This is a genomic window from Pseudomonas syringae group sp. 26L6 (assembly GCF_032587815.1).
Lineage (GTDB): Bacteria > Pseudomonadota > Gammaproteobacteria > Pseudomonadales > Pseudomonadaceae > Aquipseudomonas > Aquipseudomonas amygdali.
In genome coordinates, this window is the sequence record NZ_JAWHPJ010000053.1 from 303,580 (window position 1) to 315,061 (window position 11,482).

Below are 11,482 nucleotides of genomic sequence, written 5' to 3' on the forward strand. Positions count from 1 at the left end.
GGGGAGTGTTCCTCAATGGACTGCGTTGAGTCGATTCGTTTGGCCGAGTGCTCATATGCTGATTCGCAAATCATGGCCGGGCTCTGAGTTGACGCTCAGTTGCTTGACGATTGCGTCCTGCAGCTGGCTGCACAGCTGTGGGTCGGACAGCGGATGATTATTCGCGTCGGTGATGAAGAACACGTCTTCCACGCGTTCGCCCAGGGTCGCAATCTTGGCATTCTGCAACGACAGATCGAACTCCAGGAATATCTTGCCAATGCGCGCCAGCAGGCCGGGGCGGTCAGGTGCCAGCAGTTCAAGTACCGTCACAGGGCGCTGGGCGTCGTTGTGAATGGTGACTTGCGGTGCGAACGCAAAGTGCTTGAGCTGACGAGGCACGCGGCGCTTGATGATCGTCGGGTAATCATCCGGGTTGCGCAGCGCTTCGGTCAGGCCGTTGCGGATTTCCTGAACGCGTTCCGGGTTGTCGCCGATCGAACCGCCTTCGTTATCGAGGACGATATAGGTGTCGAGTGTGAATTTGCTGCTGGACGTGATAATGCGCGCGTCATGAATGTTCAGGTTCAACTGGTCCATCGCCGCCACGGTCACAGCGAAGAAATCATGCTGGTCAGGGGCGTAAATGAATATTTGCGTCCCGCCCTCAAATTCCCGCTGAGTGGTTTCCTTGATCAGCACCAGCGGGCCGCCGTCGGCTGGCTGCTGCAGGATGGCATCGCTGTGCCAGGCAACATCGCCAGCGGTGTGACGCAGGAAATAATCGTCTCCCAGCGCTGACCAGAGTTGCTCGACATCGTCAGGGTCGGTGCCGTTGCGTACCAGGATGTCCAGCGCTGCAGTCTGGGTGCGACGAATCTGCTCCTCGCGATCAACCGGGTTTTCCAGGCCGCGGCGCAAGGCGCGTTTGGTTTCGGTGTACAACTGGCGCAGCAGGCTGGCGCGCCACGAATTCCAGAGGGTCGGGTTGGTTGCGTTGATGTCGGCAACGGTCAGCACATACAGATAGTCCAGGTGCACTTCGTCGCCGACGAACTGGGCGAAATCGTGGATGACCTGGGGATCTGAAAGGTCCTTGCGCTGTGCGGTGGTCGACATGACCAGATGGTTGCTCACCAGCCAGACAATAAGACGGGTGTCCCAGTCAGGCAGATGATGGCGCGTACCGAACGCCTGTGCATCTATTGCGCCCAGCTCCGAGTGATCGCCGCCACGGCCCTTGCCAATGTCGTGGTACAGCCCGGCCAGGTAGATCAGCTCCGGCTTTGGCAGTCGAGCCATTATTTTGCTTGCCAGCGGAAATTTTTCGGACACTTCTGTGTATTGCAGCTTGCGCAGGTGCTTGATCAGATTCAGCGTGTGCGCATCGACGGTATAGATGTGGAACAGGTCATGCTGCATCTGCCCGACGATGTGGCCGAATTCCGGCAGATACAGCCCGAGAATGCCATAGCGGTTCATCCGGCGCAGGTTGCGATGAATGCCTGTCTCGCACTTGAACAGCTCTATGAACAGGCTGGTGTTACGGATATCGTTACGGAAATCATCGTTGATCAGGTGCCGGTGTTCACGCAGCAAACGAATGGTGTCGGCGCGCACGCCCTTTATCTCGGGATGTTGGGCCATGAGCACGAAAATCTCGATCATGGCAAACGGGGTGCGCTTGAAAACGTTCGGGTTGGTGGCTTCTATATAGCCGTCGTGCAGCTGGAAGCGCGAATTGATCGGCTGCGCTGTGCCGCTGTCGTCGGAAAGAATCACTTCTTCGAAATGCTGGATGATCAGATCGCTGAGTTCGGCGATGCTCATGACCACGCGGTAATACTTCTGCATGAAGCGCTCGATGGCGAGCTTGGCGTCACTGTCTTCATAGCCCAGCAAGCCTGCGATGCGGACCTGATAATCGAACAGAAGCCGATCTTCTGATCGTCCGGCCAGCATGTGCAGCGCATAGCGCACTTTCCAGAGAAACTCCTGGGAGGAGGCCAGCAGGGCGTTTTCACTGCCCAGCAGGAAGCCTTCGCCTGCCAGTGCATGCAGATTCAACGTGCCGTACTGGCGTCGCGCAACCCACAGAATGGTCTGAATGTCGCGCAGGCCGCCGGGCGAGCCCTTGACGTTGGGTTCCAGGTTGTATTCGGTATCGTTGTACTTGTGATGACGCTTTTTCTGTTCGGCGTGCTTGGCAAGAAAGAACTCCTTGCTCGGCCACATATGCTGCGTACTGGTGACTTCCAGCATGCGTTGGCGCAGATGCTCGGGACCTGCGATGGTGCGGCTTTCCATCAGGTTGGTGATGACAGTCAGGTCGGCCAGGCCTTCCTGTGCACATTCATTGACAGAGCGCACGCTTTGCCCGACCTCCAGACCGATGTCCCAGAGCAGCGTCAGAAACCGCTCGATAGGTTCGCGAAAAATTTCGTGGTCATCACTGTCCAGCAGGATCAGCAGGTCAATGTCCGAGTACGGATGCAGCTCGCCGCGCCCGTAGCCGCCCACTGCAAGCAGGGCGATATCGGCATCTTCGCTCCATTCGAACTGATCCCAGGCCTTCTGCAGGATGTTATCTACAAACCATGCCCGGTCTTCTATCAGTCGCCGAATGTCGCGCCCTGACCTGAAGCGATCATCAAGGACGTCTTTCGCCCTGCGGATAGCCTTCTTGAACGCAGCGATGGGGCTGGCTTTCAAGGCCAGTTCGGCCTGGAACTGGCCACGATCGAACAAGTCTGGATCTACTTGCGGCATGGAGCAGTATTCCTCATGTCGGGTCGGGTGTTCAGTCGTGCAGCCTCCGGTCAGGGGGCTTTTTGTGCAATAGTGTCGTCGCTGCGTAAAGTGAAGATTTCGTAACCGTCAGCGGTTACCAGCAGCGTGTGCTCCCATTGCGCCGAGAGCTTGCGGTCCTTGGTGATCGCCGTCCAGCCATCGCCAAGGATCTTGGTTTCAGGGCGTCCCTGGTTGATCATCGGCTCAATGGTGAAGGTCATGCCTTCCTGCAGTTCGATACCGGTTCCAGCCTCGCCGAAGTGCATGACCTGCGGCTCTTCATGAAACACCTTGCCGATGCCGTGACCACAGAACTCCCGAACCACAGAGAAACCATTCTTTTCAGCGTGTTTCTGAATAACGGCGCCGATGTCGCCCAGGCGAGTGCCGGGTTTGACGATTTCGATAGCCTTATACAGACACTCTTGAGTTACTTTCGACAGACGCTCGGCCCATACCGGAACGGTGCCGACATGGAACATCCTGCTGGTGTCCCCGTGGTACCCGTCCTTTATGACGGTAACGTCAATGTTGAGCGAGTCGCCGTTCTTCAGCTTCTTGTCGCTCGGGATGCCGTGGCAGACTACCTGATTGATCGAGGTGCAGATCGACTTGGGGAAGCCTTTGTAGTTCAGCGGGGCAGGGATCGCCTGTTGCTCGTTGACGATGTAATCGTGGCAGAGGCGGTCCAGCTCTTCCGTGGTTACACCGGGCTTTACGTGAGGCGCTATCATTTCCAGAACATCGGCGGCCAGGCGACCGGCGATGCGCATCTTTTCGATGTCTTCCGGGGTTTTGAGGGTGATGGTCATACAGAATCTCTCGGCGTGGCTGGCACGCGGTTGGTGCGCAAAGGCGCAATTCTATCAGACCGCCGGTGCCGGGTAATCATCGCTTCCTTCTATAGGCAGCGGATGCGGCTTTAAAAGCACCGCAAAACAAGAACTTGATGGGAGTTCCGTTCTCTTCCCTTTTGTGATATAAAATGCGCCGCTTTCCAAGGTCCGTCCTTGAAGCACAAACCCACACACGTGTCGACACGATGACCTGGGTGCCCTTGGCAGATGCCATTGGTTGGTCATTGGGATACGTGGAGGCCTAACCCGACTTATCAAGGAACTATCATGTCCCAAGTCAATATGCGCGATATGCTGAAGGCCGGTGTGCACTTCGGTCACCAAACCCGTTACTGGAACCCGAAAATGGGTAAGTACATTTTCGGCGCGCGTAACAAGATTCACATCATCAACCTTGAAAAAACCCTGCCTATGTTCAACGAAGCTCTGACTTTCGTTGAGCGCCTGGCTTCGGGCAAAAACAAGATTCTGTTCGTCGGCACCAAGCGTTCCGCTGGCAAAATCGTTGCTGAAGAAGCAGCACGTTGCGGTTCGCCGTACGTCGACCATCGCTGGTTGGGTGGCATGCTGACCAACTTCAAGACCATCCGTCAGTCGATCAAACGTCTGCGCGAGCTGGAAGTACAGTCCGAAGACGGTACTTTCGCCAAGCTGACCAAGAAAGAAGCCCTGATGCGCACCCGTGATCTGGAAAAACTGGATCGCAGCCTGGGTGGTATCAAGGACATGGGCGGTCTGCCAGACGCACTGTTCGTTATCGACGTTGATCACGAGCGCATCGCGATCACCGAAGCCAACAAGCTGGGCATCCCGGTTATCGGCGTTGTCGATACCAACAGCAGCCCGGAAGGCGTTGACTACATCATCCCGGGCAACGATGACGCCATTCGCGCCATCCAGCTGTACATGGGTTCGATGGCTGACGCTGTTATCCGTGGTCGTAACAATGTTGCTGGCGGCACCGACGTATTCGTCGAAGAAGCTCCAGCTGCAGCTGCTGTAGAAGGCTGAGTACAAACGCCTGGCGTTTACTCAGTACGCGAAAAGGGGGCTTAGCCCCCTTTTTGCCACCTAGGAAATGATTTGTCGGTCTGTAGCCATGACCTTGCTGTCATGTGTTGCTGCCACCCTGATTTTTCAAGAATTGCACGCCCGGCGAGCCGGGTGGAATGGTTGAAGACCTATCCAAGAGGATTTTGAAATGGCAGAGATTACTGCAGCGTTGGTCAAAGAACTGCGCGAGCGTACCGGCGAAGGCATGATGGACTGCAAAAAGGCCTTGACCAAGGCTGGCGGCGACATCGAAAAAGCAATCGACGATATGCGTGCTTCCGGCGCGATCAAGGCCGCCAAGAAAGCAGGCAACGTTGCTGCTGAAGGCGCTATCGCCATCAAGGACGACGGTAAAGCCGCTGTCATCATCGAAGTCAACTCGCAGACCGACTTCCTGGCCCTGCAAGACGACTTCAAGGCTTTCGTTGCTGCAAGCGTCGAAAAAGCCTTCGCTGAGAAGATGACTGATGCCGCTCCGTTGATCGAAGCTCAGGAAGCTGCACGTCTGGTACTGGTCGGCAAGGTTGGCGAAAACGTCAACATCCGTCGCCTGAAGCGTATCGAAGGTGATGTTGTAGGTACTTACCTGCACGGCAACAAGATCGGCGTAGTTGTTACCCTCAAGGGTGGCGACGTCGAGCTGGCCAAAGATATCGCCATGCACGTAGCCGCAAGCAACCCCGAGTTCCTGTTCCCTTCGGAAGTGTCTGCTGAAGCGATCGAGCGCGAGAAAAACGTCTTCCTGCAACTGAACGAAGACAAGATCAAAGGCAAGCCGGCTGACATCGTTGAGAAAATGGTTGGCGGTCGTATCACCAAGTTCCTGGCAGAAGCCAGCCTGGTCGAGCAAGCCTTCGTCAAGAACCCGGAAGTCAAGGTCGGTGATCTGGCCAAGAAAGCCGGCGCTGAAATCGTTTCCTTCACCTACTTCAAAGTAGGCGACGGCATCGAGAAGCCAGTTGATAACTTCGCTGACGAAGTGGCTGCACAGCTGGCTGCTGCCAAGCAGTAAGACGGTTTTTCAACTGTCGCCCCAAAGAGGCTGCCCGCTCACGCGTGCGGCCTCTTTGTCGAAAGAGAAAAGGAAATTTTCCTTGGAGATTGTGCTCACAAGGCTGCATTCTCCCGACGCTCGCAGAGCGTCAAGCTAAAGTAAGCGCAGGCTTGAAATAGCCAGCACAGATTTTTTTCAGAAAACGCCGCAGGAGAGATTCGCAATGGCTCAGCAGGGCAGTGGTTATCAGGCTCGCTATAAACGCATTCTACTCAAGCTCAGCGGTGAGGCCCTCATGGGCTCGGAAGAGTTCGGCATTGACCCCAAGGTGCTGGACCGTATGGCGCTGGAAGTCGGCCAGCTGGTCGGTATCGGTGTTCAGGTCGGTCTGGTGATCGGCGGCGGTAACCTTTTCCGTGGCGCAGCCTTGAGTGCTGCGGGTATGGATCGGGTAACAGGCGACCACATGGGCATGCTGGCCACTGTGATGAACGCCCTGGCAATGCGCGATGCACTGGAGCGCGCTAATATCACGGCCATCGTGATGTCGGCCATTTCCATGCTGGGTGTGACCGATCATTATGATCGCCGCAAGGCCATGCGCCATCTCAGCGCCAAGGAAGTGGTGATTTTTGCTGCGGGTACGGGTAATCCGTTCTTTACGACCGATTCGGCTGCCTGCCTGCGCGCGATCGAGATCGACGCCGATGTAGTGCTCAAGGCCACCAAGGTGGATGGCGTGTATACCGCAGATCCGTTCAAGGACCCGAATGCCGAGAAGTTCGATCATCTGACTTACGATGAAGTGCTGGATCGCAAGTTGGGCGTGATGGATCTGACCGCAATCTGCCTGTGTCGCGATCACAAGATGCCATTGCGCGTCTTCAACATGAACAAGCCGGGTGCCCTTCTGAATATCGTCCATGGTGGCGCTGAAGGGACCCTGATCGAGGAAGCCCAACAATGATCAACGAAATCAAGAAAGACGCTCAGACCCGCATGCAGAAGAGTCTGGAGTCGCTGACCCACGCGTTCACCCGAATCCGCACCGGCAAGGCGCACCCGAGCATTCTGGGTGGTGTCATGGTCCCTTATTATGGTGCCGATACGCCGCTGAGTCAGGTTGCCAACGTGACCGTCAAGGACTCGCGCACTCTTCAGGTCGTGGCGTTCGAGCGTAATATGCTTGCTGCTGTCGACAAGGCTATCCAGAGCTCCGGTCTGGGCTTTAACCCGACCAACCTGGGTGAGCTGCTGCTGATCTCCATGCCTGCTCTGACCGAGGAAACCCGCAAGGGCTTCACCAAGCAGGCACGCGACGCCGCTGAAGACGCTCGTGTTGCTGTACGCAACATTCGTCGTGACGCTCTGAGCCAGTTGAAAGATCTGGTCAAGGAGAAGGAAATCAGCGAAGACGAAGAGCGTCGCGCGGCGGACGACGTGCAAAAGCTGACTGACAAATTCGTTGCTGAAATCGAAGTTGCGGTCAAGCAGAAAGAAGCTGATCTGATGGCTGTTTAAGGTTTCGGACGCTTTCATGGAAAAGACAAAACCGGCCGTGCCGTCTTCGGTACCGCGCCATGTCGCGATTATCATGGACGGTAATAATCGCTGGGCCAAGAAGCGCCTGCTGCCAGGCGTTGCTGGCCATAAGGCGGGCGTCGACGCTGTGCGGGCCGTTATCGAGGTGTGTGCCGAAGCCAAGGTCGAGGTGCTGACACTGTTCGCGTTCTCCAGTGAAAACTGGCAGCGCCCGGCCGAAGAGGTTGGTGCGCTGATGGAGCTTTTCTTCACGGCGCTACGCCGTGAAACCAAGCGCCTGAACGAGAACGACATCAGCCTGCGGATCATTGGCGACCGCTCGCGCTTTCATCCCGAGCTGCAGGCTGCAATGCGCGAGGCGGAAGTGCGTACGTCCGGCAATAGCCGTTTCGTGCTGCAGATCGCTGCCAACTACGGTGGGCAATGGGACATCGCACAGGCTGCCCAGCGGCTGGCGCGCGAGGTTCAGGCCGGGCATCTGCAACCGGAGGATATAACCCCCGAGCTGCTGCAGACCTGTCTGGCAACGGGCGATCTGCCGTTGCCGGACCTGTGCATTCGCACCGGTGGCGAGCACCGTATCAGTAACTTCCTGCTTTGGCAGCTGGCCTATGCCGAGCTGTACTTCTCCGACCTGTTCTGGCCGGACTTCAAACACGATGCCATGCGCGCCGCGCTGGCAGATTTCGCTTCTCGCCAACGTCGCTTCGGTAAAACCAGCGAACAGGTAGAAGCTGGAGCCCGGGCTTAATGCTGAAACAACGGATCATCACGGCACTCATTCTGTTGCCGATCGCCTTGTGTGGTTTTTTTCTGCTGACCGGCATGTACTTCGCCCTGTTCATCGGGGTTGTTGTCGTGTTGGGTGCCTGGGAATGGGCGCGGCTCGCAGGTTTTGCTGCGCAGTCGATGCGCATCGGTTATGCGGCTGTGGTCGCAATTCTGCTATTTCTCATGTACCTGCTGCCAGGGTTGGAGCCCTGGGTGCTCGTCGCTGCAGTCATCTGGTGGGGCGTGGCGACCTTTCTGGTTCTTACTTATCCGGACTCCAGTAGCCACTGGGCAAGCGCGGCCTGCAAGCTGGTGATCGGTCTTTTGATTCTGCTGCCTGCCTGGCAGGGGTTGGTGCTGATCAAGCAGTGGCCGCTGGGTAACTGGCTGATTCTGTCAGTGATGGTGCTGGTCTGGGCTGCCGACATTGGCGCCTATTTCTCCGGCAAGGCGTTCGGCAAGCGCAAACTGGCCCCCAAGGTAAGTCCGGGCAAGAGCTGGGAAGGCGTATACGGCGGTCTTGCGGTCAGTCTGGGCATCACGGCCGCTGTGGGCGTTTCTCGTGACTGGACGGTTGCTCAGTTCATCGCCGGGCTTCTTGGCGCTGCTGTGATTGTGTTCATCTCCGTAATTGGCGACCTGACTGAAAGCATGTTCAAGCGCCAGTCAGGGGTCAAGGACAGCAGCAACCTGCTGCCTGGACACGGCGGTGTGCTGGACCGTATCGACAGCCTTACTGCGGCCATTCCGGTATTTGCGGTTCTGCTCTGGGCCGCCGACTGGGGTGTCATGTGAGTGGGCCGCAACACATCACCATTCTGGGTGCAACAGGCTCTATCGGTCTGAGCACTCTGGATGTCGTCGCACGTCATCCTTCGCTTTATCAGGTGTTCGCGCTTACGGGCTTCAGTCGTCTCGATGAGTTGCTGGCCCTGTGCGTCCGGCATACCCCGCAATACGCCGTGGTTCCCGATCAGGTCGTCGCCCGTAAATTGCAGGACGACCTTGCTGCGGCCGGGCTCGACACCCGGGTTCTGGTGGGCGAGGGCGGTCTGTGTGAAGTGGCTGCGCACCCGCGCGTGGACGCTGTCATGGCCGCCATTGTCGGCGCTGCCGGTCTGCGCCCAACACTGGCTGCGGTCGAGGCGGGCAAGAAGGTCTTGCTGGCCAACAAGGAAGCGCTGGTCATGTCCGGCGACCTGTTTATGCAGGCTGTTCGGCAGAGCGGCGCAGTGCTGCTGCCCATCGACAGTGAGCACAATGCGATTTTCCAGTGCCTGCCTGGCGATTTTGCTCGCGGGCTTGGTGCTGTGGGTGTCAGGCGGATCATGTTGACGGCCTCGGGCGGGCCTTTCCGCGAAACCCCGCTCGAACAGTTGCAGAATGTAACGCCCGAACAGGCCTGCGCGCATCCTGTCTGGTCGATGGGGCGCAAGATTTCCGTTGATTCGGCGACCATGATGAACAAGGGGCTCGAGCTGATCGAAGCCTGCTGGTTGTTCGATGCACGTCCGGATCAGGTCGAGGTGGTCATCCATCCACAGAGCGTGATCCACTCGCTGGTCGATTATGTTGATGGCTCTGTACTGGCTCAATTGGGCAATCCCGACATGCGCACGCCCATCGCCAATGCATTGGCCTGGCCTGCACGTGTAGACTCTGGCGTTGCGCCTCTGGATCTGTTCCGTATCGGCCAGCTTGATTTTCAAAAGCCGGACGAGGAGCGTTTCCCCTGCCTGCGGCTAGCGCGTCATGCGGCAGAGGCTGGAGGCAGTGCGCCTGCCATGCTTAACGCAGCCAATGAAGTGGCTGTCGCTGCATTCCTCGATGGGCGTATCCGTTACCTGGAAATCGCCGGTATTATCGAGGAGGTTCTGAATCATGAGCCTGTGACTGCGGTCGAAGGGCTCGACGCGGTGTTTGCCGCGGATGCAAAGGCGCGTTTGCTCGCGGGCCAATGGCTTGAAAGAAACGCGCGATAGCGATCTGATGACCCGTCAGGATTTGAATGAAAGGGTCGATGTGGTGCGTCAACGGCAGGCTTTGAAGTCTGCGATGATTAACACGCTGGCCGACCAGTCGGTACCCGGAGAAGGCTGATGAGCGCTTTATACATGATTCTCGGCACCCTGATTGCGTTGGGCGTGCTGGTGACCTTCCACGAATTCGGCCACTTCTGGGTGGCCAGGCGTTGCGGCGTCAAGGTGCTGCGTTTTTCGGTGGGCTTCGGCACGCCTCTTCTGCGTTGGAGTGATCGTCAGGGTACCGAGTACGTGGTCGCTGCAATTCCGCTGGGTGGCTATGTCAAAATGCTCGACGAGCGCGAAGGCAATGTCCCGCCCGAGCTTGCCGATCAGTCGTTCAACCGCAAGACCGTCGGGCAGCGTATCGCAATCGTGATCGCAGGCCCGACAGCCAATTTCCTGTTGGCCATCGCGTTTTTCTGGGTGCTGGCGATGATGGGCAGCGAGCAGGTTCGTCCGGTTATCGGTGCCGTGGAGTCCGGAAGCATCGCTCAGCAGGCGGGTCTGACTGCCGGGCAGGAAATCGTCGCAGTCGATGGCGAGCCGACGTCGGGCTGGGCGGGGGTCAATCTGCAACTGGTCCGCCGTCTGGGTGAGAGCGGCACCATCGCTTTGAAGCTCAGGGATCAGGGTTCGACGGGCGACACGTCTCGTGAACTGGTGCTCAATGACTGGCTCCGGGGGGCTGAAGAGCCTGATCCGATCAAGTCGCTGGGTATTCGTCCGTGGCGCCCGGCCTTGCTGCCGGTGCTGGCAGAGATCGACCCGAAAGGTCCGGCGCAGAGTGCCGGGCTTAAAACCGGAGATCGCCTGATTTCGATGGACGGTCAGCCGCTCAATGAGTGGCAGCAGGTTGTTGACCGGGTACGCGAGCGCCCTGAAGCAAAAGTATCGCTGCGCATCGAGCGTGACGGTGTACAAATGGACGTCCCTGTAACCCTCGCCGCGAAAGGCGAAGGCAAGGCGGCCGCAGGTTATCTGGGGGCTGGCGTTAAAGCTGTCGATTGGCCACCGGAAATGCTGCGCGAGGTCAGCTACGGTCCTTTCGCCGCGATGGGCGAGGGGATAAAGCGCACGTGGAACATGAGCGTGCTGACCCTGGACTCACTGAAGAAAATGTTGTTCGGCGAGCTCTCGGTAAAAAACTTGAGTGGACCGATAACCATTGCTAAAGTGGCGGGCGCTTCGGCCCAGTCGGGCATCGGAGATTTTCTGAACTTCCTCGCTTATCTGAGTATTAGCCTGGGTGTTCTGAATTTGCTGCCCATTCCCGTCCTGGACGGGGGGCATTTGCTGTTTTATCTGATCGAGTGGGCGCGTGGTCGTCCCCTTTCGGAAAAGGTTCAAGGTTGGGGGGCGCAGATCGGTATCAGTCTGGTAGTGGGCGTAATGTTGCTCGCGCTGGTCAACGATCTGGGCCGACTGTAACGCTTTGCCGAGTTGCGAATCTGCCGCATTTTGCGGCAGTTTGT

General features: G+C 57.6%; 10 protein-coding genes. 8 read left to right on the plus strand and 2 right to left on the minus strand.

The annotated features are described in order from the left end of the window. Positions 1–51: 51 nt before the first annotated feature. Complete coding sequence (locus tag RYA97_RS21625) at positions 52–2,748, minus strand: [protein-PII] uridylyltransferase (RefSeq protein WP_002554732.1); 2,697 nt, start codon at positions 2,746–2,748, stop codon at positions 52–54. A 50-nt stretch (positions 2,749–2,798) separates the two neighbouring features. Next, positions 2,799–3,581: a type I methionyl aminopeptidase gene (gene map, locus RYA97_RS21630; RefSeq protein WP_002554731.1), complete on the minus strand. Its 783-nt coding sequence runs from the start codon at positions 3,579–3,581 to the stop codon at positions 2,799–2,801. 312 nt (positions 3,582–3,893) lie between these two features. Between map and rpsB the strand changes: the two genes are divergently transcribed. The 8 genes from rpsB to rseP all read left to right on the plus strand — a co-directional run bounded on the left by rpsB (position 3,894) and on the right by rseP (position 11,438). Next, positions 3,894–4,637, plus strand: a complete 744-nt coding sequence (gene rpsB / locus RYA97_RS21635; RefSeq protein WP_002554730.1) for a 30S ribosomal protein S2 — start codon at positions 3,894–3,896, stop codon at positions 4,635–4,637. A 190-nt stretch (positions 4,638–4,827) separates the two neighbouring features. Next, positions 4,828–5,691 carry a translation elongation factor Ts gene (gene tsf, locus RYA97_RS21640; RefSeq protein ID WP_005743432.1) on the plus strand — a complete coding sequence of 288 codons (864 nt, stop codon included), beginning with the start codon at positions 4,828–4,830 and terminating at the stop codon, positions 5,689–5,691. 205 nt (positions 5,692–5,896) lie between these two features. Next, positions 5,897–6,640 (plus strand): UMP kinase, encoded by a 744-nt coding sequence (gene pyrH / locus RYA97_RS21645; RefSeq protein WP_002554728.1) that lies wholly within the window; start codon positions 5,897–5,899, stop codon positions 6,638–6,640. Further along, positions 6,637–7,194, plus strand: a complete 558-nt coding sequence (gene frr / locus RYA97_RS21650) for a ribosome recycling factor (RefSeq protein ID WP_004657953.1) — start codon at positions 6,637–6,639, stop codon at positions 7,192–7,194. The genes pyrH and frr overlap by 4 nt, the downstream gene beginning before the upstream one ends. Before the next feature lie 16 nt (positions 7,195–7,210). Then, complete coding sequence (gene uppS / locus RYA97_RS21655; protein ID WP_057405442.1) at positions 7,211–7,966, plus strand: polyprenyl diphosphate synthase; 756 nt, start codon at positions 7,211–7,213, stop codon at positions 7,964–7,966. Beyond that, positions 7,966–8,781: a phosphatidate cytidylyltransferase gene (locus RYA97_RS21660; protein WP_004657951.1), complete on the plus strand. Its 816-nt coding sequence runs from the start codon at positions 7,966–7,968 to the stop codon at positions 8,779–8,781. Before uppS ends, RYA97_RS21660 begins: the two co-directional genes overlap by 1 nt. Then, positions 8,778–9,968, plus strand: a complete 1,191-nt coding sequence (gene ispC / locus RYA97_RS21665; protein WP_005743433.1) for a 1-deoxy-D-xylulose-5-phosphate reductoisomerase — start codon at positions 8,778–8,780, stop codon at positions 9,966–9,968. The genes RYA97_RS21660 and ispC overlap by 4 nt, the downstream gene beginning before the upstream one ends. 117 nt (positions 9,969–10,085) lie before the next feature. Further along, positions 10,086–11,438, plus strand: coding sequence for a sigma E protease regulator RseP (rseP, locus tag RYA97_RS21670; protein WP_005743435.1), 1,353 nt, complete (start codon positions 10,086–10,088; stop codon positions 11,436–11,438). The last annotated feature ends 44 nt before the right edge of the window (positions 11,439–11,482 follow it).

Excerpts from the sequence above, each read along its gene's own strand:
- RYA97_RS21625 (WP_002554732.1), bottom strand. The coding sequence starts at position 2,748 with ATGCCGCAAGTAGATCCAGACTTGTTCGATCGTGGCCAGTTCCAGGCC.
- map (WP_002554731.1), bottom strand. The coding sequence starts at position 3,581 with ATGACCATCACCCTCAAAACCCCGGAAGACATCGAAAAGATGCGCATC.
- rpsB (WP_002554730.1), top strand. The coding sequence starts at position 3,894 with ATGTCCCAAGTCAATATGCGCGATATGCTGAAGGCCGGTGTGCACTTC.
- tsf (WP_005743432.1), top strand. The coding sequence starts at position 4,828 with ATGGCAGAGATTACTGCAGCGTTGGTCAAAGAACTGCGCGAGCGTACC.
- pyrH (WP_002554728.1), top strand. The coding sequence starts at position 5,897 with ATGGCTCAGCAGGGCAGTGGTTATCAGGCTCGCTATAAACGCATTCTA.
- frr (WP_004657953.1), top strand. The coding sequence starts at position 6,637 with ATGATCAACGAAATCAAGAAAGACGCTCAGACCCGCATGCAGAAGAGT.
- uppS (WP_057405442.1), top strand. The coding sequence starts at position 7,211 with ATGGAAAAGACAAAACCGGCCGTGCCGTCTTCGGTACCGCGCCATGTC.
- RYA97_RS21660 (WP_004657951.1), top strand. The coding sequence starts at position 7,966 with ATGCTGAAACAACGGATCATCACGGCACTCATTCTGTTGCCGATCGCC.
- rseP (WP_005743435.1), top strand. The coding sequence starts at position 10,086 with ATGAGCGCTTTATACATGATTCTCGGCACCCTGATTGCGTTGGGCGTG.